The following is a 26,201-nucleotide window of genomic DNA, read 5'->3' on the forward strand; positions in this document are numbered from 1 at the left end:
TCCTCTGCGTGATTGCAACCAGGCAGCAGAACATCACCCCACCGTCGATCCCGTGCGCTACATACTGCTGGCAACCGCCGCGTCGGTCAGTTGCCGGCGCAATGCCGCCTGGGCGGCCTGATGCTCACGCACGACCGGCTCGATCGCCTCCAGGTAAGCCTGCTCCGGCCCGTTTGCGGCCTCGTGCCAAAGCTGCTCCAGACGCACGTGGAACGGCGCGCTGACCTCGTCGAAACGCTCGGCGTACTGCGTGCGCAAATGTTCTGTCCAGAAATCCCTGCCCTGCAACGACTCGCTCAGTGCCTGTGGAGTTTCCGCCGCCAGCACCGTGTGCAACGCCTGGTCGATCTGCGCGGCGCTGACCGCGCGGCTCTGTTCGTAACGCACGGCCTGCGGCTGATCGGGCAAGCCGAGTCGTTGTGCAAGACGGGTTCGATAGGCCAGGAACACCTCGACGTCATCCGGTGCCGCTGGCCTGGCATCGCCCGGCAGGTTGCCCCAGGCACGCTCGGCCTCCTGGTAATGCGTGCTGGCGATGCGTTGCACCTGATCGAGACGGAACAAGGCCCTGCCCTCCTGCAACAGCTCCCGCTCGACAGTTGCCCTGTCTCGACCGGCCGTGCGCACCGTGATGCGTACGCGCACTTCCAGGGCCGCGAGGATCAGCAAAACCTGATCGGCACAGCTGCGCGGGCCGGCGGCCTGCTGAAAGACCGCCTGGCGGATCTGCCCGTTCTGCTCGCAACGCCTGACGATCTGCCAGATCCGCGCCCTCAAGGGCGCGGGCCTGCGGCGAAACTCCAGCGAGTGAGCAAGGTCCGCCAGCAGACGAAAGAAGTCATCCGAGCCAGGGGCGGCACGCAGGCGCTCCCAGCGGCCCAGGCGCGCCGCCCGCTCGGCCCCGGAAAGCTCACCCAGCCAGCGATCGCGCACGGCAGGGTCGGCTTCGGCATGCGGCCGTTGCGCTGACTCGGGTGCTTGCAAGGCCTCGGACAGGCGCCGGGCGCTATCCGGCTGCAGCGGGTTGTCATGCAGGGCAAGACGCTGCAGACGTTGGCGCGGCAAGCTGAGCAACTCGTCATTCAGGCTCTGGATGCGGTTGTCACGGTAATCGGCGCTTTCCAGCAACGCTGGACGACCTGCCGGGCCGGGCAGCGCCGGCAACGCGCAACCGCGCAGCGAGTACTCCCGCAGCCTGTGCATGCTACCCAACGCGGGCTGGCGCCCGAGGGGGTTGCGACTCAAGTCCAGACGACGCAGGCTGGCCAGCCCCTGCAGACGCCGATTGCCCGCCTCATCCAGGACGATGTGGTTGTCACCCAGGCGCAGATCCTCCAGCTTTGGCAGCGCGCCTAGGCCTTCAGGGAACGCCGTCAACTGGTTATGCCGCAGGTTCAGCAGGCGCAGGTTCGGAAAATGCCCGAGGAAGCCTGCCGGCAAGGCGTCCAGCGCCATGTTTCGCAGCGTCAGCTCGGTGATGTGCGCGAAGGCCACGCCCTCTGGCAACAGCGGCAGACCGCCGAGCACTTCGCCGTCGAGCGACAAGCGATGCCCGCCTTGCGCGGCTGTCGACGACTTGCGCCGCCAGCAGCGGCGGATGATGTCGCCGACGCGGCGCCGGCGCAGCATTCGCGCAGCGCCCACAGGCTCTCGGCTCCAGCCGTCGAGCGCGGCCCTGAGGGCATCGAGCTGCCGCCGCAGTTCGGCCACTTGCTGCCACAGGTCGATACCCTGCTGGCGCAGACTGGCCCGATACGCTTGCAGCTCGGCATCGTCCAGTGTCGGGAATACCTGCCGCACACCCCGCATCCAGGCTTGCCGGGCGCTTTCGCCGCGACCGCTCAGCGGGTAGCCAAGGCGTCCGTCGCCAAGCCTCATGGGCGGGCGCAGGCCGGCCCCGACCGGCGCCAGGCCGATACCCCGGGCCGCCAGCCCGCGATGCCTGGCGGCGTGCCGCGCCAGCGCATCGAGCATCTCCCCGTGGCTGCCCAATTGCTCCCGCTGGTCGCTGTCGAGCCAGTGCCAGAGGGCCTTGCCAAGATCGTCCGTTTCTTGCGATGCCGGCAGCGGCGCAGCGTGCTGATCAAAGCAGCGATAGCCGCGCTCACCGCGCACGACCAACCGGAGTTGCCCAGCCTCGGGGGCTCCCGTATGGGCCAGAAGGTTTCCACTAACGCTCGCATCACGTATTTCGATGCGCACTGACGGGGTCACAGGTGCCAGGTCTTCGAGCATCGTCAAAGCCAGCCGCTCAGCATCCACACCGGGCACCCCAGCCCGCAACGCCGTGCAGGCTCGGTTCAGTCGCCCGTCGCGCAGCAGCCAGCGCGCCTGCTCGGCAAGCGCCAGGGGTACCCGCTGTGTTTCGAGCAGGCTCGCCAGCTGCGCGCCAGAAGCACTGCGCACAACCTCCGCCGCCGCCCGCTGTGTCAGCCCGGGGAAGTCGCGCAGCAGTAGCTGTTCGATGGCGTCCGGCTCGGCTTGCTGCGCCCGCAGTTGCAGCTCGAACGCCTCGCCTTGCAGCGCCGGGAAACGCTGGTGCAAACGCAGAAGGGCCAAGGCATCGAGCAGCAGCGATGGCGCTGCAGAACCTTCCAGGGCCAGCCGACGCAGTTGATCGGTGCGCAGCCCCGTGTCCTGCGCCACGGCATCCGCTTCTGCATCAGTCAGCGAACCCAGCTCGGCACCCAGGCTACGCAGCAGTGGCCCCGGCGCCGGCCCATGGCGTGCGGCTTCGAGCTCATGCTGCAAGCCCGACAGCCTCACCCCCTGCGAGGGCGTCAGTACCGGCGACAGGCCATCGACGAACGGGCGACGCGGCAACAGCTTGCCGAGCGCATGACCGGCGGCCCCCACGGCGAGGCCGCCCGCGATCAGCCCTGCAACATCGAACAGATGCTCCAGTGCACCAGCACGGTCGCCCACCTGCCAGTCCTCATAGCCTTGGTAGATATCCTGGGTGAGCTGCACTGCAGTCACCCCCAGCATCACGACACCCAGCGCTGGGACGAACAGGCTGACCACCCCCAGCAGGTCCAGGCCCGCTTCGGCGTACTCGCGTATCCGCCGATCACGCGCGGCGCGGTCTTCATCGCCTGTAGGAACCGCCATTACCCGAGCATCATCGAGCAACTTGGCAAGCTGGCCTGCCGCCAGATGCTCGAACAGATCCCCTTCGCTCGCGGTGTGGCGCCCGTCCAGTTCGGCAGGCGTGAGCGGGCCGGCGGTGGCCAGGGCAGCGAGCAATGCACGGTCGAAGGCAACCCGGTCGCGTTCGGCGATGAAGCGCTTGAAGAACGAGCGGTAAGCGGGGTTGGCCAGGCGTCCCGCCAAGGCGGTATACAGCGCGGTCCACGAGGGGTGCCAGGTGCACGGGCTCAGCGGATCGTCCGCGATCCAGCTGAGGACACCCTCGAACTCGCCGGCCCGGCGCACCTCCACGATGGCCAGGCCAATCACCCGCATGCCCAGCAGGCGCAGCTCGTGCGGCCGAGGCTGAAGTTCGCCTGGCTCGTGCAATGACGCCCAGTGCGCCAGGGCGGTGTCACCCAGCCGTCCACGCAGGTGCTCAAGGTACACCGCAGCCTGCAGATTGGCCTTGAGCACCTCGGCGAACACCGTTTGGGCCGAGGTACTGGCCTGACCGTCCGCCAAGCCGGCGTGCAGGTGGGCCTGATACTGCGCGCCAAGATCGAGCTCGCGGCAAACCCGTGCGAATTCGGCGGGGCTCAGTGGCAATGGCGAGCCTGTGGCATCGAGCACATCACTGTGTGCGGAGAACTGCTCGCGCGCTGCAAAGTTGTGCAGCGCCGCACTCAGGAGCGACTGGCGCGACTCCAGGCGGTGATAGCGCAAGGGCTGACGACCGGGTATCGGATGCGGTTCAGGCAGCAGCGCCACACGCCGCAACTGGCTGCGGCGCACATCCAGGCGCTTGCCGACCAGCTGATACAGGCGCTCAGTCAGCAACCGCTCGGCAAATGCCTCAAGTGGCTCGATAGCCTGCAAGCGCCGACGCAAGCGGGCCTGGGCCTGCTCCTGGGCCAGCAGGGCGGCCCGCAAACGTGCCTGCTGCTCAGGCGTGGCGCTGGTCAACCAGGCGGGTAGTTGCCGGGCGATCAGCGTATCGATGGAATCGTCTGGAAAATCGGTCATGGCGCACCTGTGGTGGGAAGTACAGGTGCCAGCCAATCAGCAAGGCAGCGTACGCTGGCGGTAATGCTGCATGGCGCCACGCCGTACATGAGCCTGGCCAGCCATCTGCTGCTTGCAACATTTCGATGCAACTGCATGACGCAAAGCGCCTCCGGCATCGTTAAAATGCGCGCCTGGCGTGTGCTGCGTGCGCCCGGGAGCCTTCCCGAATACGGAGAACATTCATTTGTTTTCCGTGAGATTCGTCCATGTTGCACGCATGCCAGCATTCCCCATGGCCTGTCCCGTTCCGTGCCTGCACGGTATGGGGTTTCGCGCCGTTTTACCCATCCTTCTTCTCGTCCATCGCCGCAGTGGCCCGTAACCTTCGGAGCCAGCACCTCGCCGTGCCCGTCGTTCGCCGCGCCCCTGCCCTGGCGAGGGCGACGCCATGAACGAGGAACCCCGCATGAATGCACCTCTCACCTCCCTCCAGCAGCGCTCCGTGCTGCGCCGCCTGCTGACCAGCGAAGCGGCCGGCGGTGTCCTGCTGATGATCACCGCCGCCCTCGCGATCATTCTGGCCAACAGCCCCGGCGTCGATGCCTACCAGCACCTGCTGCACTGGCAGGTAGGCCCCACCCTGACCGACAAGCTCGGCCCGATGACCGTCCACCACTGGGTCAATGACGGCCTGATGGCCGTGTTCTTCCTGCTGGTGGGCCTGGAAATCAAGCGCGAACTGGTCGACGGTCGCCTGGCCAGCTGGGAGCAACGCCGCCTGCCGGCCCTGCCGGCGCTGATGGGCATGGCGGCACCAGCGCTGATCTACCTGGCGGTGTCGAACGGCCAGCCAGGGCTGGCCAGCGGCTGGGCGATCCCCGCCGCCACCGACATCGCCTTCGCCGTCGGCGCCCTGGCGCTGCTCGGCCGCCATGCGCCGCTTTCGCTGAAAGTGATGCTGGTGTCGGTGGCGATCATCGACGACATGGGCGCGGTGGCGATCATCGCGGTGTTCTACACCTCGTCCATCGACCTGCTGGCGCTGGCCGGTGCCGGCGCTGTGGTGGCCTTGCTGCTGACCTTGAACCGCCTGCGCGTGGTCGCATTGTGGCCGTACCTGCTGGCCATCGTCGCGCTGTGGTACTTCACCCTGCTGTCAGGGGTGCATGCCACCATCGCCGGTGTGGTCGGTGCGTTGCTGATCCCCTACAGCGCTGGCGCAGGCCAGCCGCTCGGGGCCAGCCCGTTGCTGCGGCTCGAGCATGCGCTGGCGCCATGGGTGGCGTTCCTGATCGTGCCGGCGTTCGGCTTTGCCAATGCCGGTGTGTCCTTCGGCAACCTGGGGCTGGCCGAGCTCTTCGCCCCGCTGCCCCTGGCGATTGCCCTGGGCCTGTTGCTGGGCAAACAACTCGGCGTGTTCGGCGGCGTGCTGCTGGCGGTCAGGACCGGCCTGGCCAGCAAGCCCCAGGGCGCCAGCTGGCTGCAGATCTACGGCGTGGCCATGCTCTGCGGCATCGGTTTCACCATGAGCCTGTTCATCGGTGAACTGGCGTTCCCAGGCCAGCCGGAGACAGTCGACGCGGCGAAGATCGGCATCCTGTTGGGGTCATTGCTGTCGGCGGTGATCGGCTGCCTGATTCTGCGCTTTGCGCCGAAGCCTGCCTGAGGGGCCGTGCGCCAGGGTACAGCGCCGCGCCCACCTGCCGGGTACGCGTCAGCCGGTCACTACGCGCCGCGCGTCCCGGCGCACCGCCTGCGGCGGCACGCCGAATCCGCGCATGAACACCTCGCGCATGTGCCGACGGTCCCGGAAGCCGGTTTCCCTGGCCACCACATCCAGGCTGTGCCGGCTCTGCTCGATCATCACCCGCGCGGCTTCCAGGCGCAGGCTTTCCACGGCCTTGGCCGGTGATTGGCCGGTTTCGGCGGTAAACACACGGGTGAATTGGCGGGCGCTCAAGTGCGCGACCTCGGCAAGCTCTTCCACGCTCAGCGGCCGGCTGAGGTGCTTGCGGGCGTAGTCCAGCGCGCTCTGGATACGGTCCGATTTGGGCGACAGCGACAGCAGCTCGGAATGCTGGGATTGCCCGCCGGAACGGCGCTGGTGCATCACCAGCTTGTGCGCCACCGAGCGGGCCAGCTCGGCCCCCAGGTCCTTCTCGACCATGCCCAACGCCATGTCCAGGGCGGCGGTCATGCCGGCGGAGGTCCAGATCGGGCCATCAACGATGAAAATCCGGTCTTCCTCCACGTCCACCTGCGGGTACAGCTCGCGCAGCCTGGGCGCGTAAGCCCAGTGGGTGGTTGCGCGCCGGCCGTCCAGCACGCCGGCCTGAGCCAGCACGAAGCAGCCGGTGCACAGGCCGGCGGTGCGGCGCGCACCGTCGACGAAGCCACGCACGCTGGCCAGCACCGCGTCTTCGGGCGGTGTCAGTGGCGTCAGCGTACCGGTGACCATCCAGGTGTCGGCCAGGCCCGGCGCGCCCAGGGGCAGCGTGTCGATATACATCCCCAGGGAGGAGCGCACCGTACCGCCATCGATGGAGAAGTTCTGGATCCGGTAGACCTCTTCGCCCGCCACGATGTTGGCGAACTCGAACACGGCTTGCGTCGCCAGGGACATGACCTGGAAGCCTTCGGTAATCAGGTAGCCGACCCGGTGCATCGTGAAGCGCCTCTGGTTGATGTCTTTAAACCATACCCTATGCGTCATTTAAGACACAGGCCACATTCTGCATCATGGCACCACACCCCAGCAACGGAGCATCACCATGACGCAGCAATTCAAAGGCACCGCGCTCATCACAGGCGCTTCCTCCGGCATCGGTTCGATCTACGCAGAGCGCCTGGCCCGCCGCGGCTACGACCTGGTGCTGGTGGCGCGCAACCGCGAGCGACTGAACGCCCTCGCCGCCCGGCTCACCAGCGAAACCCGGCAGAACGTCGAAGTGTTCCCGGCCGACCTGGCCAACCCCGACGACCTGGCCAGGGTCGAGCGCAAGCTGCGCGAAGATGCCAGCATCAACGTGCTGGTGAACAACGCGGGCATCGGCACCCACACCAGCCTGCTGGAGAGCGACGTCGAGCGCATGGCCGAGATGATCAGCCTCAATGTCACCGCCCTCACCCGCCTCACCTACGCGGCCGTGCCTGGTTTCGCCGCCCGCCAGCAAGGCGCAGTCATCAACATCTCGTCCATCGTCAGCCTGGCACCAGAGCTGCTCAACGGCGTGTACGGCGGCAGCAAGGCCTATGTCACGGCATTTACCCAGGCGCTGAACCAGGAGCTGGCGGGCAAGGGCGTGCAGGTCCAGGCGGTATTGCCTGGGGCCACCGCGACCGACTTCTGGCAGATCGGCGGCTTGCCGCTGGAGAACCTCGACCCCGCCATCGTCATGTCGGCCGAGGACCTGGTTGACGGCGCGCTGCAGGACTTCGACAACGGCGTGCTGATCTCCCTGCCGTCGCTGCACGACCTGCAAGCCTTCAACCAGTACCAGGCCAGCCGCCAGGCCCTGTTCGACAAGCTGTCCAGCAACCGGCTCGCCCCGCGCTACAGTGCCAAGTGAACCCTTCGAAGGAGAGCGCTACATGACTCACCTCTTGGCCAGGCCCCTGCCGCTGCTCGTACTGCCCGGCAAGGCGTGGCCATGTGAAGCGCCCGACCACGACGCGTCAAACCATTTTCACTCCGGGTAACTACGTCTTGCGCGTTTCAGGCTGTTTAGCGTCTGAATCGACTCCCAGCACTTGCCCCCACTTTTTCAACACCCTAGAGGAAGCGCCAATGAAGGCCGTCGTTTACACCCAACCCGCTTTGCCGATCCAGGATCCGCAATCGCTGTACGACGCGGAACTGCCCAAGCCAAAACCCGGTGCACGGGACCTGCTGGTCGAAGTCCGGGCTATCGCCGTCAACCCGGTCGATACCAAGATCCGCGCCAGCCGCGGGGGTGAACACCCGCAAGTGCTGGGCTGGGATGCCGTTGGTGTCGTCCGCGAGGTCGGCGACCAAGTAACGTTGTTCCAGCCGGGTGATGAAGTGTTCTACGCCGGGGCCATCGACCGCCCTGGCAGCTACAGCGAATTCCACGTTGTCGACGAACGCATCGTCGGGCACAAGCCCCGCAGCCTGGACAACGCCAGCGCCGCCGCCCTGCCCCTCACTTCGATTACCGCCTGGGAGCTGCTGTTCGACCGCCTGGGCGTCGAGGAAAACGGTGGCAAGGGCCAGTGCCTGCTGGTGGTCGGGGCTGCCGGCGGGGTGGGCTCGATCCTGGTCCAGCTCGCCAGCAAGCTCACGCAGTTGACGGTGATCGGCACAGCGTCCAGGCCTGAGACCCAGGCGTGGGTCAAGGACCTGGGCGCCCACCATGTCATCGATCACAGCGCATCGCTCGCGCTTCAACTGGACGCGCTCAAGCTGAACCAGATCGACTACGTCATCAGCCTGACCCACACCGACAGCTACCTGCCGCAACTGGTGGAAGTGCTTCGCCCACAAGGCAAGCTGGCGTTGATCGACGACCCAATGCAGCTCGATGTGATGGCGCTCAAGCGCAAGTCGCTTTCGCTGCACTGGGAGCTCATGTTCACCCGCTCGTTGTACAAGACCGAGGACATGATCAAGCAGCACCAGTTGCTCGATCGCGTTGCGCAGCTGATCGACGATGGCGTGCTCAAGACGACCCTGGGCGAGCATTACGGCACGATCAACGCCGAGCACCTCAAGCGCGCTCACGCCATGATCGAAAGTGGCAAGGCACGCGGGAAGATAGTGCTGGAAGGGTTCTGATTTGCGGACAGGGCTCGATCGCGGACGTGAAAGGTCCGGATTCTGCAGGTTTGCGGTGCTTTTGCGCAGGTACGAAAAAAGGGCCTTTCGGCCCTTTCTTCGACGATTTACAGATTTCCGTGGAACCCTGTAGATCTATATTTGGAGCGGGAAACGAGACTCGAACTCGCGACCCCGACCTTGGCAAGGTCGTGCTCTACCAACTGAGCTATTCCCGCGTCGTGATGGGGGCCATTCTAGCGTTTTGTAGAACGGCGTCAACCCCTTGATTCAAAAAAGTTTTATTTCTGCTCGGAACCTTCGCGCAGGTGCGGCCAGGCGGCGACCAGGTAGTGCACCATCGACCACAGGGTCAGGCCGGCGGCCACCAGCAGCAGGCCGTAGCCCAGTGCCACCCAGAAGGTCATGGCCGGCGGGTTGGCCAGCAGGATCACCAGCGCCAGCATCTGCGCGGCGGTTTTCCATTTGCCCAGGCTCGACACCGCCACATGCGCCCTCGCCCCCAGCTCGGCCATCCACTCGCGCAGCGCCGAAACCACGATCTCGCGGCCGATGATCACCGCCGCCGGCAGCGTGAGCCAGAAGTTGGCGTGCACCTGCACCAGCAGCACCAGCGCCACGGCGACCATCAGCTTGTCCGCCACTGGGTCGAGGAAGGCGCCGAACGGTGTGCTCTGCTGCAGCCGACGGGCCAGGTAGCCGTCCAGCCAGTCGGTGGCGGCGGCGATGGCGAACACCGTGCTGGCGGCCATGTAGCTCCAGTGATAGGGCACATAGAACAGCAGGATGAAGATCGGAATGAGCAGGACGCGTAGAACGGTGAGCAGGTTTGGAATATTCATCGGTACGACTGGCTGCGAGTTGAGCCCGGCATTCTACTCGCTATGCAGGCTGGCATAAATCGACTCGGCAAGCTTTTTACTGATGCCGGGGGCCTTGGCGATCTCGTCGATACTGGCGCGGTTGAGCTCCTGCAGGCCGCCGAAATGTTTCAGCAGCTCGCGCCGGCGCTTGGGCCCCACCCCGGCCACGTCTTCAAGGCTGGAGGTGCGGCGGGCCTTGCCGCGCCTGGCGCGGTGGCCGGTGATGGCGAAACGGTGGGCTTCGTCGCGGATCTGCTGGATCAGGTGCAGCGCCGGGTTGTCGCCCTTGAGGGTGAACTCGTGGGCCACGTCGTTCAGGTACAGGGTTTCGAAACCGGCCTTGCGGGTCACGCCCTTGGCCACGCCGAGCAGGGTGAGGTCGGCGAAGCCCAGTTCCTGCATCACGTCGCGGGCCATGTTCAACTGGCCCTTGCCGCCGTCCACCAGCAGCACGTCGGGCAGCTTGCCCTCGCCGTCCTTGATGCGCCCGTAGCGGCGCAACAGGGCCTGGTGCATGGCGGCGTAGTCGTCGCCGGCGGTGACACCTTCGATGTTGAAGCGGCGGTAGTCGGACTTGAGCGGGCCTTCGGGGCCGAACACCACGCAGGAGGCCACGGTGGCCTCGCCGCTGGAGTGGCTGATGTCGTAGCACTCCAGGCGCTGCGGGACTTCATCCAGGTCCAGCACCTGGGCCAGTGCTTCGAAGCGCGCGGCCATGTGCTGGCGGTTGGCCAGGCGGGCGTTGAGCGCTTGTTCGGCGTTGGTCACCGCCAGCTGCTGCCAGCGCGCGCGGGTACCGCGCACCCGGTGGCTGATGCTCAGCTCGCGGCCACGCAGGGTCTGTACGGCTTCACTGATTGCGGCGAAATCCTCGTGCACCACATTGACGATCAGCTCGCCCGGCAGTTCGCGCTCGGCATTGCCCAGGTAGTACTGGGAAAGGAACGCGGCCATGACCTCGGCCACCTCCTCCTCGATGCCCACCTGGGGGAAGAAGTTCTTGCTGCCCAGCACCCGCCCGCCGCGCACGCTGATCAGGTGCACGCAGGCGCCGCCGGGGTTGACGAAGGCCGCCACCACATCCACGTCGCCGGAGCCGCCTTCCATGTACTGCTGGTCCTGGACCCGGCGCAGCAGCGCGATCTGGTCACGCAGCTCGGCGGCCTTTTCGAAGTTCAGGACCATGGCGGCCTTTTCCATCTCGGCATTGAGCTCGTTGCCCAGTTGCTGGCTTCGCCCTTCGAGGAACATCACCGAGTGCCGCACGTCCTCGGCATACTCGGCCGGCTCGACCAGGCCCACGCAAGGCGCCTTGCAGCGTTTGATCTGGTACTGCAGGCAGGGCCGGGTGCGGTTGGCGTAATAGCTGTCCTCGCACTGGCGCACCGAGAAGGCCTTCTGCAACAGGCTCAGGCTTTCGCGAATGGCGCCGGCGCTGGGGTAAGGGCCGAAGTAGCGGCCCTTGGCTTTCTTGGCGCCACGGTGGATGCCCAGGCGCGGGAATTCACCGTCGGAGAGGAACACATAGGGGTAGGACTTATCGTCGCGCAGCAGAATGTTGTAAGGCGGCCGCCACTCCTTGATCAGCGTCTGTTCAAGCAGCAGCGCTTCGGTCTCATTGGCGGTGATGGTGGTCTCGACCTGGGCGATGCGCCCCACCAGTGCGGCAGTTTTGGGCGCCAGGCCGGTCTTGCGGAAATAGCTGGCCAAACGCTTCTTGAGGTTCTTGGCCTTGCCCACGTAGAGCAGCCGCGCCTCGCTGTCGAACATCTGGTACACGCCCGGGCGACCACTGCAGGTCGCCAGGAACGCGCTGGCATCAAAAGGTTGTGACATGGGTGTGCTTAAAGACTTGCGTCGACCATACCGTGGCGAACGGCCAGCAAGGTCAGTTCGACGTCGCTGGTAACCGAGAGTTTTTCGAAGATTCGATAACGGTAAGTATTGACGGTCTTGGGGGACAGACACAACTTGTCAGAGATGATCTGCACTTTCTGGCAACCGACGATCATCAGCGCGATCTGGATTTCCCGCTCCGACAGCGTATCGAACGGCGAGCCCTGGGGCTGGAACGACTTGAGCGCCAGTTGCTGGGCAATCTGCGGGCTGATGTAGCGCTGGCCGGCAAACGCCAGGCGGATGGCCTGGACCATTTCGTCGAGCCCGGCGCCCTTGGTCAGGTAGCCGGCGGCACCCGCCTGCATCAGGCGAGTGGGGAACGGGTCTTCCTCGCACACGGTTACCGCCACCACTTTGGTGTCCGGCTGGCTGCGCAACAATTTGCGGGTTGCTTCAAGGCCGCCGATCCCTGGCATTTTCACGTCCATCAGAACCACGTCCGGCTTGAGCTCGCGGGCAAGCTTGAGGGCGGACTCACCCGAGTCCGCCTCCCCCACCACTTGCAGGCCATCGATGTCGGCCAGCATGCGCGTAATGCCGGTACGCACCAGATCGTGATCGTCGACCACCAGGACCCTAATCAAGCAGACACCTCATTAGTGGGGCGATTGGATCCCGCCACCTTAACAAAATTTTTCACAAGCAACCTAGCGTAAAGCGTCATGAAAATAGGCGTTACGCTCTGGTGGGCGCATCCGCACTACCTCAGCGCTTGTAGCTTCTCCAGCCAGACGGTGCAGCAGGTGCCAGACAGCCGCCTGATCGGCTTGCGGCAAACGGCGGAAGGCGCCGAGCAGACGGTCTTCGTCGGCGGTGAGACAATCCAGTGGCGCCGGGGTCGGCACACCGGTCAACACATACAGCGCATCGACTCCCTTGGCCGCGACCGCGGCAAGGTAGTCCATCCGTGGCGTACGTTCGCCGCTCTCGTATTTGCCCTGGGCATTGGGCTCGACACCCCCTACGTCACCGAATACGCGCTGGGTCAGCCCCAAGCGTTCGCGTTCTTCTCTCAGGCGCGGGCCGAATCCACTCATCTGTTTGCCTCCTCTGCATCTGTTCGGCTCGAGCGCGTCCAGCACCCGAGTGAATGCGCTTGCATTCGTCCGGCACTATGCCAATTGGATCCAATTCTAGCAAGCAAAGGGAGCTAAATTGCCCCTGAAAAGGGTTGTGCCAATCATTTGCAGCATGTTCAAACGCGCCCCAGCACACGCACCAAACTCACTATAAACACACTGTCAACTATTAAATCTGCCAGTTGCCACCCTTCTACATGCGCAGCACATTAAAGTGGCAAACTCAACCAGGAGCCCTCGCATGAAAATGCAAAAACATCCGAAAATCAAAGAACTTAAAGAACTTCTTAAATACGTTGAAGGAAGAAAACTGCAATATTTCGATGGACCCTTTGAAGCGGACTTAAGCCATACGACCAAACCACCCCAGAAGGTAGTTTTCAAAGAAGGCCACATGTTGCCCACTGCTCTTATTGGTTATTTTGGCCCCCCTGATGATCGGCGCATAGTCGCGCTTTGGACCCCCAACAATAAGGACATGGCCGCAGGCACCTATGAATTGGGCCCAGATAAAGACTACCAAGGCGGACTGCAAGTTGGCGCAATCGATCTCTTTTACGCCCACGAGGGGACATTGACCATCAATGAAGCCTCAGCAACAAGTCGCACAGGGAAGTTTAACTTCAAAGCGGGAGAATACGAAGTCGACGGCACCTTCGAGGTCACCGTACAATCAATCGTTGCATTCTGACAAAACACTCATCCTCCCCCGCTTCGAGGAATCCCCGGCGCCGATATAGTTGTTGCGCCGGGTTGCCCTTGAACACCATCAAACGCAACATTGGCAAATGCCGCTGCTGGGCGCAGGCTGCCAACGCCTCCAGCACCCACCCCCCCACTCCACGCCCGCGATGCTCGGGCAACAGATGCAGTTCGCGTATGTACAACGCCTGGCGATCCTGACTGAGGCTGCAAAAACCCAGCACCTGCCCGCCCTCCACCACCAGCCACTGCTCGCGCCAGCCCCAGGCCTGGTCGAAGGCCTCCTCGATCCACAGCAGGTCGAATTCACGGTAGTAAGGCAGCATCGCCCGGCGGGTCAGGTCGCGGGCAAAGGTGAGGTGTTCATCAGTGGCGGGAATCAGTGCAAGAGTCATGATGGGATTGGATCGAGTTCCGAGGTTCGCATTGTGCCATTGGGTCCATCGCCGGCAAGCCTGCCCCTAAGGGGCATAGCACACCGGCGAACTGCCCGGCCCGCGCCGCTGCCGTTCATCCTCCAGCCAGTCAGCGAGCACCCGGGCATTGTTGTGTTCGGTGTCCTTGCCGGCGTATAGCAGCGTCAGGTCGCCGTTGTCCGCCAAGTCCAGCAACGGGTACCAATGCTCGGGATGAGCGGCCAGCTCATGATGGTAACGCCGGGTGAACGCGGCGAAATCCAGTTCGCCGGCATGGAACGCCTTGCGCAGTTCGTCGGATGGTGCCGCCTCGCGCAACCACTGACCCTGCAGGTCCTCCTTGCGCTTGTTGCGCGGCCACAGCCGGTCGACCAGCACACGCTGGCCATCGCAGGCTTCAACTGGGTCGTACACACGCTTGCAGCGGATCATTCAGGGCTCGCTTGGCAATTCGCCGATGCCTCCTAGACTAGATGTTCCTTTGATCGAGGTCACTCCCCGGTAACAGATTGTTTTTAGGATGGGATACCTCGCCTCGTGCCTCTAAGCACACCGGAGCCCACCCATGACAACCCCGTCGATGGTCAGCCAGGACGCGCTGATCAAGCTGGATTCCCGCCCGCAGCTGTCCCACCGGCCTGGCCGCGCCACCCTGGTGCTGTTCTTCGGCCTGCTGCTGGCCGGCCTGGCCTACACCTTCTGGAGCCTCAAGCAAGATGTCAGCGCCAGTGGCACCGTGATCACCACGGTCACGCCGTTCCTGTTGCTGGGCCTGGCCTTGCTGATCGCACTGGGCTTCGAATTCGTCAACGGTTTCCATGACACCGCCAACGCCGTGGCCACGGTGATCTACACCCATTCGCTGCCGGCGCCGGTGGCGGTGGTGTGGTCGGGGCTGTGCAATTTTCTCGGTGTGCTGCTTTCCAGCGGCGCGGTGGCTTTCGGCATCATCGCCCTGCTGCCGGTCGAGCTGATCCTGCAGGTGGGGTCGGGCGCCGGCTTCGCCATGGTCTTCGCTTTGCTGCTGGCGGCGATCATCTGGAACCTCGGCACCTGGTGGCTGGGCCTGCCGGCCTCGTCCTCGCACACGCTGATCGGCTCGATCATCGGCGTGGGCGTGGCCAACGCACTGATGCACGGGCGCGACGGCACCAGCGGGGTGGACTGGGGCCAGGCCAGCAAGGTCGGCTATGCCCTGCTGTTTTCGCCGTTGATCGGTTTCGCCTGCGCTGCCCTGCTACTGCTGACCCTGCGCGCGCTGGTCAAACGCCAGGAGCTGTACCAGGCGCCCGAGGGCCAGACCCCGCCACCCTGGTGGATCCGCGGTGTGCTCATCCTTACCTGCACCGGTGTATCGTTCGCCCACGGCTCCAACGACGGGCAGAAAGGCATGGGTCTGATCATGCTGATCCTGGTCGGCACCCTGCCGATGGCCTACGCCCTGAACAAGACCATGCCCAGCGAACAGGCCCTGCAGTTCTCGGCGGTGGCCGAGGTGACCCGCCAGGCGCTGGTGCGCAGCGCTCCGCAGGCGGCCCCGGCTGACCCTCGACAGACCCTGACCACTTTCATCGGCCAGCCCAAGGCCAGCCCCGAACTGGTACCGGCCCTGGCCGCGCTGACCGGCATGATCGGCGAAGAGGTCAAGGGCTATGGCTCGCTCAACCGTGTGCCGGCCGAGGCCATGGCCAACGTGCGCAACGACATGTACCTGACCAGCGAAGCCATCCGCCTGATCGACAAGAACACGCTGGTGGCGTTCGACGCCGACACCGCCCGCCATGTACAACTGTTCAAGCGCCAGCTGGACGATGCCACCCGTTACATCCCCCTGTGGGTCAAAGTGGCGGTGGCCATCGCCCTGGGCCTGGGCACCATGGTCGGCTGGCGGCGCATCGTGGTGACGGTGGGTGAGAAGATCGGCAAGACCCACCTGAGCTATGCCCAGGGGGCGTCGGCGGAAGTGGTGGCGATGTGCACCATTGGCGCGGCGGACATGTTCGGGCTGCCGGTGTCGACCACCCATGTGTTGAGCTCGGGGGTGGCCGGGACCATGGTTGCCAATGGCTCGGGGATCCAGAAGCGCACCCTGGTCAACCTACTGATGGCCTGGGTGCTTACGTTGCCGGCGGCGATGGTACTGGCAGGCAGCCTGTACTGGCTTCTGAATCAAATTCTCTAGGCTGAAATAGAGAACCTGTGGGAGCGGGTTTACCCGCGAATGCGATGGCGAATCCGCCACAGCCTTCGCGGGCAAGCCCGCTCCCACAGGTTCACTGATGCCCAATCAACCGGGGATTTTCAGGCCACGCTGAACGGCAGGCCGTTCGAGGAAGCGGGCCAGCACTCGCTGCACCTCCTTGAACTCCTCGAAGCCCACCAGGTCACGGGCGTTGTAGCGCTCCACCAGGTTGCGCACCCAAGGGAAGATGGCAATGTCGGCAATGCTGTATTCGTCGACCATCCATTCACGGCCTTGCAGGTGCCGGTCCAGCACGCCCAGCAAACGCTTCGACTCGTTGACGTAGCGATCACGCGGGCGCTTGTCCTCGTAGTCCTTGCCAGCAAAGAAATGGAAGAACCCCACCTGGCCGAACATCGGCCCGATGCCGCCCATCTGGAACATCAACCACTGGATCGTCTGGTAACGCTGGGCCGGATCCTGGCTGAGCAACTGACCGCTCTTTTCCGCCAGGTACTGCAGGATCGCGCCGGATTCGAACAACGCCAGCGGTTTGCCGCCCGGGCCGTCGGGGTCGAGAATCGCCGGGATCTTGTTGTTGGCGCTCAGCGAAATGAATTCGGGGCTCAGTTGGTCATCGCTGTCGAAGCTGACCTTGTGCGGCTCGTAGGCCAGGCCGATTTCCTCCAGCATGATCGACACCTTGACGCCATTGGGCGTGGGCAGCGAATACAGCTGCAGGCGCTCGGGGTGTTGCGCCGGCCACTTGCGGGTGATGGGGAATGCGCTCAGATCGGTCATGCTCGGTCCCTGCAATCATCGAAACGATCACTTTAGGGACAGCGCTGCGGTTTGACCATCGCAGCATGCCGGATGGCGCAGCCAAAGGGCTGCGCCGGCTGCACATCAGAAGCGTGGCGCGACAGCCTCGGCGCCCCTGGAGATCACCACCTCGACGCGTCGGTTGAGCTGGCGTGACTGCGCCGTGGCGTTACTGGCCACCGGGTAGTCCTTGCCATAACCAGCGCTTTTGATGCGCTGCGCAGCTACCCCCTGACGGCGCAGCGCGTTGGCCACCGCGTCAGCCCGCTGCTCGGACAGTCGCTGGTTGAGGGCATCGCTGCCGGTGGCGTCGGTGAATCCCTCTACCAGCACGTTGCGCTCAGGGTTTGCCTGCAGGTACGCAGCCAGTTCCTGAATGTTGTGCTGGCTGCGGCCGTTCAGCTCGGCCATGCCGGTCTGGAACAGCACATCACCGAAGGTCACCACATCGCCGCGTACACTCGGCTTGGCCTTGAGCGCGTTGAGCTGTGCGGTGCGTGCATCCAGGCGGGCCTGGGTTCGCTCGAGCTCGACACGTTTGAGCGCAGCGTCGGTGTTGCGCAGGTCGATGGTCTGTTGAGCAAACTCGATCTGCCGAGCGGCCAGCGTGGCCAGACGCTCGACCTCGGTGGACTTGCGGTCCTTGAGCGAGGCCAACTCGGCCTTGCCCAGGGCGGTGTAGGCGTCCTGGGTTTCCAGCGCGGCGAGACGGCTTGCCTCGGGTTTGCCTTGCAACACCGAATAGGCTTCACGAGCTTCAAGCAATGCGGGATTTTCCGGCGTGGTGCCGCAGCCGGCCAGCATCAGACCAAGGAGCGACATAGCGGGCAGCAGGTAGGCTTTGGACATGGTCACTTCCTTCAATGAACGGATTTGGCAGTTGGGCTGTCAGGAGCATCAAGGATCTCCTGCTTGAGCACTTCGATCCCCTTGCGGGCGACCTCCAACTGCTCTTTGGCCTTGAGCGCCTGGGCCTTGCGCTCGGCTACTCGCGCGTCTGCCCTCGCCCCTTCGGCCAGGGTGCGGGCCTGTTCGAACTTCTTCTCCCCCAAGGCCCGGTCCAGGGCGCTCATCTTGTCCTGGGCGGCGCGCATCTCCACCGGGGCATATTGGGTGGCTTCGGCGGCGACGGCGCGGTTGACCGCATTGCGGGCCAGTTCGATCTGCTCATTGGGAACGGTCACACTGGCGCAGCCGCCCATGATCATGAGCAGGCCGACAAGCGGCAAAGTCTTGCAGTTGAAACGCATGGAATAGGCTCCTTTGATGCGCTCGCGAATCTGTGGCTACCGGCGTCGGTGACCACAGGCAGTTGATGAACAGACAGCCTGATCTGGAAGCGACGCAAGACTATTGCCACGAAGCCGACGGCCAAATAGGACTTATCCCAACCACCCTGTCGGCTTTTTCAACAACTGCTTCGGCGTAGGCCCTATGCCTGACGGCAAAACGCCTGAACGGCGCACGCCCACGTTTGGGGCGAGCGCCGTTCAGGCGTCTACTGGCAAAAATGCTGGGTGAACGGCCTGTTGTCAGGCCTGGCCGTGTGCCTTGAGCTTGAGTTTTTCGGTGTCCACCCGCACGAACACCGAGTCGGCGGTGACAGTCAGGACATCACCCGCCCAGACCTCGCAGATGACCCGCGTCTTGCGTCCGACTTCGCCCTCCACGCGGGCCTTGAGCAACAGCTCCACGCCCATTGGGGTCGGTTTCAGGTAATTGAGCCCGAGGCTGCCGGTGACGCAATCGATACGCGGCAGGCTGCCCGCCTCGCGGCCCTCGGCGCGGTAGTGGTAGGCCATGGCGGTCCAGTTGGAGTGGCAGTCGACCAGCATGGCCAGCAAGCCGCCGTAGACCAGGCCGGGCCAGCCGATGAAGGTTTGATCCGGTGCATGCCGGCACAACAGGTGGATGCCGTCGGCATCCCAGTGGCTTTGCAGGTGCAGGCCGGAGGGGTGGGCGCTACCGCAGCCGTAGCAAGTGCCGTCGGGTGCGGCGAGGGCCTGGAGGGAAAGCATCTGATCGTTCATACGCAGCCTGTGCTTGTTGGAATGGGGGCGCGAAACGCCCCCATTAAAACAGAAACATCAGGCCGTCTGCGCCACTGCACCGCCGCGCTTCTGGGTCAGCGAAACCAGCAGGATGAACAAGGTCACCCCTGCGGTCATCAGCGTTTCATAGCGGTAGGCATCGCTGAACAGCATGTAACCCAGGACCATCACGATGGTGCCGATCACCAGCCAGGTCAGCCACGGGAACAGCCACATCTTCAGCTCCAGCGGCCGCCCTTCACGCTCGGCACGGGCACGCATGCGCAGCTGCGAAACGGCGATCACCAGGTACACCAGCAAAGCGATGGCGCCGGTGGTCGAGAGCAGGAAGCCGAACACCTTGCCGGGGAACACATAGTTGACCAGGCAGCCAGCGAAGCCTGCCAGGGTCGAGAGGATCACCGCCACGGTCGGCACGCCAGCACCCGAGATACGCTTGGTCATGCTCAGCGCCTGGCCACGGGCACCCAGGGAGTACAGCATCCGCGAAGCGGTATAGAGGCCGGAGTTCATGCAACTGGTCACTGCCACCAACACCACCAGGTCAACCAGCAGCTTGGCCCCGGGCACATTGAGCACCTCGAGCACACGCTGGAACGAACCCACGGATTTCAAGGCAGGGTCGTTCCAGGCCACCAGCGATACCACCAGGAAGATCGACGCCAGGTAGAAGATGGCGATGCGGTACACCACCAGGTTGGTAGCACGGCGGATCTTGTCTTTCGGGTTGGCGGTCTCGTCGGCGGCGATGGTGACGATCTCGGCGCCGAAGAACGAGAAGATGGTGATCAGCACGCCACCCAGCACGGTGCCGAAGCCGTTGGGCATGAAACCACCGTGGTCCCACAGGCGGCTCACCCCGGAGACTTCGGCCAGCGGCCAGAAGCCGAACACCGCCAGGCTGCAGACCACGATGAAGGCTATGATCGCAACCACTTTCACCAGCGCGAACCAGTACTCGAAGGCACCGAAGTTCTTCACGCTGATCAGGTTGGTGCCCGACAGCACGACCATGATCAGGAAGGCGAACAGCCAGGACGGCACCCCAGGGAAGTAGGCGTGCAGGATGTCGGCGCCGGCAATGGCCTCGACCGGGATGATCAGCACCCAGAACCACCAGTACAGCCAGCCGATGGTAAAGCCGGCCCAAGGGCCGATGGCTTCGCTGGCATAGGTGGAGAACGAACCGCTGTTGGGGTTGGCGATGGCCATTTCGCCGAGCATGCGCATCACCAGCAGCACCAGCAAGCCAGTCATGGCATAGGAGATGAGGATGGCCGGGCCGGCGGTGGCGATGGCGTTGGAGGAGCCGATGAACAGCCCGGCGCCGATGATGCCGGCGATGGAAATCATCGAGACCTGACGGGAGGTCAGGCCGTGTTGCAGGGAACGCTGTTTCTTGTTGTCTGGCGATGCCATGGGGAACCCTCGAATGGGTCGGCCGTTGCAAGGACGGCTGAAAGTTGGAGCAGAATTCAGTAAGTCGCAGGTGCTCGTTGTTGTTCTTGTTAAACGCCGGTCGTGGTTTTGCCCTCCTCTTTGCACTACCGGTTGTCATCGTTGATCCAGGTCAGTATTAATCTATAGGGACGGGTCAACAAACGACCTTTTCGAAGCACATCATTCTGTTAAGGAATGAATTCCTTCCTTTTTTGCCGGGTAGCGCCTTCGCCATGTCCAAACGCCTGATGCCGTCCACCACCGCCCTGCAGTGTTTCGAGGCCGCCGCCCGCCACCTGAGTTTCACCCGCGCCGCGCAGGAACTGCACCTGACCCAGAGCGCGGTCAGCAAGCAGGTGGCGCAGCTCGAGGACATGCTCGCCCACCCGCTGTTCCAGCGCATTCGCCGGCGCCTGCACCTCACCCCGGCGGGGGCGCTGTACCTCACCGAGGTGAACAAGATCCTCACCCAGATCGACATCTCCAGCCGCTACATCCTCAGCTACGGCGACGAGACCGAGGTGCTGCGCATCGCCACCCAGCCGACCTTCGGCGCACGCTGGCTGGTGCCCCGGCTCAAGGGTTTTGGTGAGCGGCATCCGCGCATCCACCTGGACATCCGCAACGAACTGGAGCCGTTCGACCTGGTGCAGGCCAAGGCCGACGTGGCGTTTTTCTTTGGCCAGGGCACCTGGCCGGGGGCAACCTGCATCGAGCTGTTCAGCGAAGCCGTGGTGCCGGTGTGCGCGCCCGCGCTGCTGGCCCGGCAGCGCATCACCTGCGCCACGGCGCTAACCGAGCACCGCCTGCTGCAATGCGCCTCGCGCCCGGAAGCCTGGCACGAGTGGTTCCTGGGGCTGGGGCTGCACAGCCAGAACAGCTACCACGGGCCACGTTTCGACACGTTCTACCTTTGCATTCGCGCCGCCATCGCCGGCTGCGGGATTGCCCTGATCCCGCGCTACCTGGTGGCCGAGGAGCTGAGCGAGGGCAAGCTGGTGGTGGCCTGGGACCACCCGGTGCCCAGCAATGGCCGGCACTTCATGGCTCATGCCGAGCATGCGGCCGAGGTGCCGAAGGTACGGGCCTTTGTGCAATGGATTCGCGAGCGGGTGGCTGAGGGGGATTGAGGCCGCCTGTAATGGCCTCTTCGCGGGTAAACCCGCTCCCACAGGTACAGCACTGCTTTCAAGTTCAGTGTGGGAGCGGCGGTTCGCCGCTGCGATTTACCCGCGAAGAGGCCGGCAACAGCAACACAAATTCCAGCAAGATCGCGAATTCATGGAATGATCGCAATCCGATAATTCGTTTGCGGAATATATCCCCGGCACGCTTCGATAGTCAGTAATTCGAACAACAGGCCGCGTGCACATGAATCAGGAAAGTATCAGCCAGTCCATCGCCATCGTTCACCCGATTACACTTTCCCATGGCCGTAATGCCGAAGTGTGGGATACCGACGGCAAACGTTATATCGACTTTGTCGGCGGCATTGGCGTGCTCAACCTGGGCCACTGCAACCCGGCAGTGGTCGAGGCGATCCAGTTGCAGGCCACGCGCCTGACCCACTATGCGTTCAACGCCGCCCCCCATGGCCCGTACCTGGAGCTGATGGAGCGCTTGCGCCAGTTCGTGCCGGTCAGCTACCCCTTGGCAGGCATGCTCACCAACAGCGGCGCGGAGGCGGCGGAAAATGCCCTGAAGGTGGCCCGTGGCGCCACCGGCAAGCGCGCCATCATCGCCTTCGACGGCGGCTTCCATGGCCGCACCCTGGCCACCCTCAACCTCAACGGCAAGGTCGCGCCCTACAAGCAACGCGTGGGCGAGCTGCCCGGCCCGGTCTACCACCTGCCCTACCCCAGTGCCGACACCGGGGTCACCTGCGAGCAGGCGCTCAAGGCCATGGAGCGGCTGTTCAGCGTTGAGCTGGCGGTGGAGGACGTGGCGGCATTCATCTTCGAGCCGGTGCAGGGCGAAGGCGGCTTCCTCGCCCTGGACCCGGCCTTTGCCCAGGCGCTGCGGCGCTTCTGCGACGAGCACGGGATCCTGATCATCATCGACGAGATCCAGTCGGGCTTCGGCCGCACCGGGCAACGCTTTGCGTTCCCCCGCCTGGGCATAGAGCCCGACTTGCTGCTGCTGGCCAAGAGCATCGCCGGCGGCATGCCGCTGGGCGCAGTGGTCGGCCGCAGGGAAATCATCGATGCGCTGCCCAAGGGCGGACTGGGCGGGACCTACTCGGGCAACCCGATCGCCTGTGCAGCGGCGCTGGCGAGCCTGGCGCAGATGACCGATGCCAACCTCGCCACCTGGGGCGAACGTCAGGAACAGGCCATCGTCGCGCGCCATGCGCGCTGGAAAACCTCAGGGGTGTGCGCTGCGCTCGGGCGCCTGACCGGCACCGGCGCCATGCGTGGCATCGAACTGCTCAATGCCGACGGCAGCCCGGCGCCAGCGGCGCTGGCCAAGGTGCTGGAAGCGGCGCGTAGCAAGGGGCTGCTGCTGATGCCAAGCGGCAAGGCGCGGCACATCATCCGCCTGCTGGCACCGCTGACCATCGAGCCACAGGTGCTCGAGGAAGGGCTGGATATCCTCGAGCAGTGCCTGGCGGAACTCGGCTGAGGCTTACAGCCCGAGTTCTTCGGGGGTAGGCATGTCGCATTCGAAGGCGATCCAGCCGCCTTCGAGTTCGGCGTGGCCGTTGACGATCAGGCCGTAGTAGCTCAGGCCGTTCTCCAGGGTGACGCAGATGTGCGTGGCGCCTTTTTCGGGAGCCGCGAGCGTGCCGACGAAATGCACTTTCTTCAGCACCTCGGTCACCGCCTCGAGGCCCACGCGCATGCTGGTGTTTTCCGAGGCCTCGGTGTCGCCCCCACGGTCTTCGGCGCTGACGGTCACGGTGGCGATGTAGGGGTACTTGGTGCTCAAGCGGGGTTACCTCAACAGGTGTATTAGGCGTATGGGCGCGTAGAGTACGGCAGGCCTTCCCGATTGTCTCTACCGGCCTCATCGCGGGGCAAGCCCGCTCCCACAACGAGACGATATCCCTGTGGGAGCGGGCTTGCCCCGCGAAGAGGCCTGGCCTGCAACAGGTGATCTGGATGCCCCGATCTGTTAGGGTGCCCGCCGATGCACGCCACACCACGCGAGGATACCGAGTGAGCGCAGAACTTCCCCTGATCGCCGACCTGTTCGAGGTCGACAAACGCCTGACCCTCAAGCCCGTCGTGGACTTCAACAGCTACCTGCGCAACGCCTTCGCCGACGGCGCCTGCCGCTGCCATCGCTGCGTAGAGGGCAACGGCGACGAAAGCAGCTACAGCCACCGCCACACCTTCGAACTGGAAGGCCGCACGGTGAATCGCCGCTTCGCCAACACCGCCGGCAGTGACGTGCTGCTGGTGCTGAAGAAAGCCTGGCTGTCCTACACCAAGAACGACCTGGTCACCGTCGGCACTCTGGACATGACCACCCTCAAGTCCTTCACCGAGGCCAGCCTGCACGCCCGCCTGCTGGCCCTGCTGCCGGCCAGCGGCCTGGCCCGGGAAGTCGACGGCCAGTGGCAGTTGCAAGTGCTCGCCGACTGACGGCCTGCCACGGCAGGATTCTCCCGCTCTGCTAAGTTGGGAGAACCCTCACCCGCAGGTGACCCGCCATGGCCCGCACGACCCCCATCGAGCTGTACCGCAATATCGGCATCGTCGCCCACGTCGATGCCGGCAAGACCACCACCACCGAGCGGATCCTGTTCTACACCGGGGTCAACCACAAGATGGGCGAGGTGCACGACGGCGCCGCGACCATGGACTGGATGGCCCAGGAGCAGGAGCGCGGCATCACCATCACCTCGGCGGCCACCACCGCGTTCTGGCAAGGCTCGACCAAGCAGTTCGAGCACAAGTACCGCTTCAACATCATCGACACCCCCGGCCACGTCGACTTCACCATCGAGGTGGAGCGCTCGTTGCGCGTGCTCGATGGCGCGGTGGTGGTGTTCAGCGGCGCTGATGGCGTGGAACCGCAGTCCGAGACCGTCTGGCGCCAGGCCAACAAGTACCATGTGCCGCGCCTGGCCTATATCAACAAGATGGACCGGCAAGGCGCCGACTTTCTGCGCGTGGTGAAGCAGATCGACCAGCGCCTGGGCCACCACCCGGTGCCGATCCAGTTGGCCATCGGCAGCGAGGAGAACTTCATCGGCCAGATCGACCTGGTGAAGATGAAGGCCATCTACTGGAACGACGCCGACAACGGCACCAGTTACCGCGAAGAAGCGATCCCCGCGGAGCTGCAGGCCCTGGCCGACGAATGGCGGGCCCACATGATCGAGGCGGCGGCGGATGCCAGCGAAGAGCTGACCCTGAAGTTCCTCGACGGCGAGGAGTTCACCACCGAGGAAATCAAGGCAGCCCTGCGCCAACGCACCATCGCCAATGAAATCGTGCCGACCATCCTCGGCTCGTCGTTCAAGAACAAGGGCGTGCCATTGATGCTCGACGCGGTGATCGACTACCTGCCCGCCCCGTCCGAAATCCCGGCGATCAAGGGCACCGACCCGGACGATGAAGAGAAGCACCTTGAACGCCACGCTGACGACAAGGAGCCGTTCTCGGCCCTGGCCTTCAAGATCGCCACCGACCCGTTCGTCGGCACCCTGACCTTCGCCCGGGTGTATTCGGGGGTGCTCAGCTCCGGCAATGCGGTGCTCAACTCGGTCAAGGGCAAGAAGGAACGCATCGGCCGCATGGTGCAGATGCACGCCAACCAGCGTGCCGAGATCAAGGATGTGTGCGCCGGCGACATCGCCGCGCTGATCGGCATGAAGGACGTGACCACCGGCGACACCCTGTGCGACATGGACAAGCCGATCATCCTCGAACGCATGGACTTCCCTGACCCGGTGATCTCCCAGGCGGTCGAACCCAAAACCAAGGGCGACCAGGAAAAAATGGGCATCGCCCTGAGCAAGCTGGCCCAGGAAGACCCGTCGTTCCGGGTCAAGACCGATGAGGAAACCGGGCAGACCATCATCTCCGGCATGGGTGAGCTGCACCTGGACATCATCATCGACAGGATGCGCCGCGAGTTCAACGTCGAGGCCAACATCGGCAAGCCGCAGGTGGCCTACCGCGAGAAGATCCGCAACACCTGCGAGATCGAAGGCCGCTTCGTGCGCCAGTCCGGTGGGCGTGGCCAGTACGGCCACTGCTGGATTCGCTTTGCCCCGGGCGACGAGGGCAAGGAAGGGCTGGAGTTCGTCAACGAGATCGTCGGCGGCGTGGTGCCACGTGAATACATCCCGGCGATCCAGAAAGGCATCGAGGAGCAGATGAAGAACGGCGTGCTGGCCGGCTACCCGCTGATCAACCTCAAAGCGGCGGTGTTCGACGGCTCGTACCACGACGTCGACTCCAACGAGATGGCCTACAAGATCGCCGCCTCGATGGCCACCAAGCAGTTGTCGCAGAAAGGCGGCGCGGTGTTGCTCGAGCCGGTGATGAAGGTCGAGGTGGTGACGCCCGAGGAGTATCAGGGCGACATCATGGGCGACCTGAGCCGGCGCCGCGGGATGATCCAGGACGGTGACGAGACCCCGGCCGGCAAGGTCATCCGGGCCGAGGTGCCACTGGGCGAGATGTTCGGCTACGCCACCTCGATGCGCTCGATGACCCAGGGCCGGGCCAGCTACACCATGGAATTCACCCGCTATGCCGAGGCACCGGCGAGCATTGCCGATGCCATCGTCAAGAAGAATCGCGGGGAGTCATGAACCCATCGCGGGGCAAGTCGCAGCGGCGCACCGCCGCTCCCACGC

At 64.4% G+C, this 26,201-nt stretch carries 23 protein-coding genes and 1 tRNA gene; 9 read left to right on the forward strand and 15 right to left on the reverse strand.

Annotated elements, in window-relative coordinates:
• Positions 1–57 precede the first annotated feature (57 nt).
• Positions 58–4,155: an NEL-type E3 ubiquitin ligase domain-containing protein gene (locus LOY51_RS18010; RefSeq protein ID WP_258642431.1), complete on the reverse strand. Its 4,098-nt coding sequence runs from the start codon at positions 4,153–4,155 to the stop codon at positions 58–60.
• A 448-nt stretch (positions 4,156–4,603) separates the two neighbouring features.
• Here LOY51_RS18010 and nhaA point away from each other — a divergent pair, with 448 nt between their 5' ends.
• A complete protein-coding gene (gene nhaA / locus LOY51_RS18015; RefSeq protein WP_125464765.1) occupies positions 4,604–5,803 on the forward strand; it encodes a Na+/H+ antiporter NhaA in 1,200 nt (399 codons plus the stop codon).
• Between the two features lie 48 nt (positions 5,804–5,851).
• Here nhaA and LOY51_RS18020 read toward each other — a convergent pair whose 3' ends face one another.
• Complete coding sequence (locus tag LOY51_RS18020) at positions 5,852–6,802, reverse strand: GlxA family transcriptional regulator (protein WP_258642432.1); 951 nt, start codon at positions 6,800–6,802, stop codon at positions 5,852–5,854.
• Positions 6,803–6,908: 106 nt separating this feature from the next.
• Between LOY51_RS18020 and LOY51_RS18025 the strand changes: the two genes are divergently transcribed.
• Positions 6,909–7,706 carry an SDR family NAD(P)-dependent oxidoreductase gene (locus LOY51_RS18025; protein WP_258642434.1) on the forward strand — a complete coding sequence of 266 codons (798 nt, stop codon included), beginning with the start codon at positions 6,909–6,911 and terminating at the stop codon, positions 7,704–7,706.
• Positions 7,707–7,924: 218 nt separating this feature from the next.
• A complete protein-coding gene (locus tag LOY51_RS18030; RefSeq protein WP_125859369.1) occupies positions 7,925–8,932 on the forward strand; it encodes a zinc-binding alcohol dehydrogenase family protein in 1,008 nt (335 codons plus the stop codon).
• A 142-nt stretch (positions 8,933–9,074) separates the two neighbouring features.
• On the opposite strand, the gene LOY51_RS18035 is transcribed toward LOY51_RS18030, so the two are convergent.
• The 5 genes from LOY51_RS18035 to LOY51_RS18055 all read right to left on the reverse strand — a co-directional run bounded on the left by LOY51_RS18035 (position 9,075) and on the right by LOY51_RS18055 (position 12,731).
• Positions 9,075–9,150 (reverse strand) — tRNA-Gly (locus tag LOY51_RS18035).
• 63 nt (positions 9,151–9,213) lie between these two features.
• Positions 9,214–9,774 (reverse strand): CDP-diacylglycerol--glycerol-3-phosphate 3-phosphatidyltransferase, encoded by a 561-nt coding sequence (pgsA, locus tag LOY51_RS18040; RefSeq protein WP_125464769.1) that lies wholly within the window; start codon positions 9,772–9,774, stop codon positions 9,214–9,216.
• A 33-nt stretch (positions 9,775–9,807) separates the two neighbouring features.
• Entirely contained in the window at positions 9,808–11,631 is a 1,824-nt protein-coding gene (gene uvrC / locus LOY51_RS18045; RefSeq protein WP_125859370.1) for an excinuclease ABC subunit UvrC, read from the reverse strand.
• A gap of 8 nt (positions 11,632–11,639) precedes the next feature.
• Positions 11,640–12,278 (reverse strand): response regulator transcription factor GacA, encoded by a 639-nt coding sequence (gacA, locus tag LOY51_RS18050; RefSeq protein WP_110993916.1) that lies wholly within the window; start codon positions 12,276–12,278, stop codon positions 11,640–11,642.
• A gap of 63 nt (positions 12,279–12,341) precedes the next feature.
• On the reverse strand, positions 12,342–12,731 hold the full coding sequence (locus LOY51_RS18055) for a helix-turn-helix domain-containing protein (protein ID WP_110993917.1): 390 nt from the start codon (positions 12,729–12,731) through the stop codon (positions 12,342–12,344).
• 283 nt (positions 12,732–13,014) lie between these two features.
• On the opposite strand from LOY51_RS18055, the gene LOY51_RS18060 reads away from it, so the two are divergent.
• Positions 13,015–13,464, forward strand: a complete 450-nt coding sequence (locus tag LOY51_RS18060) for a hypothetical protein (RefSeq protein WP_258642438.1) — start codon at positions 13,015–13,017, stop codon at positions 13,462–13,464.
• Here the strand turns inward: LOY51_RS18060 and LOY51_RS18065 are convergent.
• The gene (locus LOY51_RS18065; RefSeq protein WP_258642440.1) at positions 13,436–13,870 is read right to left on the reverse strand and encodes a GNAT family N-acetyltransferase; all 435 of its coding nucleotides are present in this window, start codon (positions 13,868–13,870) and stop codon (positions 13,436–13,438) included. The two genes, LOY51_RS18060 and LOY51_RS18065, sit on opposite strands and share 29 nt — an antisense overlap.
• Positions 13,871–13,936: 66 nt before the next feature.
• Positions 13,937–14,323 carry a DUF488 domain-containing protein gene (locus LOY51_RS18070; protein WP_125859373.1) on the reverse strand — a complete coding sequence of 129 codons (387 nt, stop codon included), beginning with the start codon at positions 14,321–14,323 and terminating at the stop codon, positions 13,937–13,939.
• Between the two features lie 133 nt (positions 14,324–14,456).
• Between LOY51_RS18070 and LOY51_RS18075 the strand changes: the two genes are divergently transcribed.
• Complete coding sequence (locus tag LOY51_RS18075; RefSeq protein WP_258642442.1) at positions 14,457–16,073, forward strand: inorganic phosphate transporter; 1,617 nt, start codon at positions 14,457–14,459, stop codon at positions 16,071–16,073.
• 105 nt (positions 16,074–16,178) lie between these two features.
• Here the strand turns inward: LOY51_RS18075 and LOY51_RS18080 are convergent, their stop codons facing one another.
• The 5 genes from LOY51_RS18080 to LOY51_RS18100 form a co-directional block, all read right to left on the reverse strand.
• Positions 16,179–16,874, reverse strand: a complete 696-nt coding sequence (locus tag LOY51_RS18080; RefSeq protein ID WP_125859375.1) for a glutathione S-transferase N-terminal domain-containing protein — start codon at positions 16,872–16,874, stop codon at positions 16,179–16,181.
• A gap of 105 nt (positions 16,875–16,979) precedes the next feature.
• A complete protein-coding gene (locus LOY51_RS18085; protein WP_125859376.1) occupies positions 16,980–17,744 on the reverse strand; it encodes an OmpA family protein in 765 nt (254 codons plus the stop codon).
• 11 nt (positions 17,745–17,755) lie between these two features.
• Positions 17,756–18,145, reverse strand: coding sequence for a DUF4398 domain-containing protein (locus tag LOY51_RS18090; protein WP_258642445.1), 390 nt, complete (start codon positions 18,143–18,145; stop codon positions 17,756–17,758).
• A gap of 282 nt (positions 18,146–18,427) precedes the next feature.
• A complete protein-coding gene (locus LOY51_RS18095) occupies positions 18,428–18,925 on the reverse strand; it encodes a PaaI family thioesterase (RefSeq protein ID WP_125464778.1) in 498 nt (165 codons plus the stop codon).
• Positions 18,926–18,982: 57 nt separating this feature from the next.
• Positions 18,983–20,365 (reverse strand): amino acid permease, encoded by a 1,383-nt coding sequence (locus LOY51_RS18100; protein ID WP_125859378.1) that lies wholly within the window; start codon positions 20,363–20,365, stop codon positions 18,983–18,985.
• Positions 20,366–20,619: 254 nt separating this feature from the next.
• On the opposite strand from LOY51_RS18100, the gene gcvA reads away from it, so the two are divergent.
• Together gcvA and LOY51_RS18110 are read left to right on the forward strand one after the other, a co-directional pair.
• Positions 20,620–21,516 carry a transcriptional regulator GcvA gene (gene gcvA / locus LOY51_RS18105; RefSeq protein ID WP_125859379.1) on the forward strand — a complete coding sequence of 299 codons (897 nt, stop codon included), beginning with the start codon at positions 20,620–20,622 and terminating at the stop codon, positions 21,514–21,516.
• Between the two features lie 241 nt (positions 21,517–21,757).
• Positions 21,758–23,008, forward strand: a complete 1,251-nt coding sequence (locus LOY51_RS18110; RefSeq protein ID WP_125859380.1) for a 2-aminoadipate transaminase — start codon at positions 21,758–21,760, stop codon at positions 23,006–23,008.
• A gap of 3 nt (positions 23,009–23,011) precedes the next feature.
• Here the strand turns inward: LOY51_RS18110 and LOY51_RS18115 are convergent, their stop codons facing one another.
• Entirely contained in the window at positions 23,012–23,314 is a 303-nt protein-coding gene (locus tag LOY51_RS18115) for a hypothetical protein (RefSeq protein ID WP_125464782.1), read from the reverse strand.
• A gap of 230 nt (positions 23,315–23,544) precedes the next feature.
• On the opposite strand from LOY51_RS18115, the gene LOY51_RS18120 reads away from it, so the two are divergent.
• Both LOY51_RS18120 and fusA read left to right on the forward strand, forming a co-directional pair.
• Positions 23,545–23,973, forward strand: a complete 429-nt coding sequence (locus LOY51_RS18120; protein ID WP_125464783.1) for a hypothetical protein — start codon at positions 23,545–23,547, stop codon at positions 23,971–23,973.
• A gap of 68 nt (positions 23,974–24,041) precedes the next feature.
• A complete protein-coding gene (gene fusA / locus LOY51_RS18125; protein ID WP_125859382.1) occupies positions 24,042–26,156 on the forward strand; it encodes an elongation factor G in 2,115 nt (704 codons plus the stop codon).
• The last annotated feature ends 45 nt before the right edge of the window (positions 26,157–26,201 follow it).

It is taken from the genome of Pseudomonas sichuanensis (assembly GCF_024749065.1).
GTDB classification, from domain to species: domain Bacteria; phylum Pseudomonadota; class Gammaproteobacteria; order Pseudomonadales; family Pseudomonadaceae; genus Aquipseudomonas; species Aquipseudomonas sichuanensis.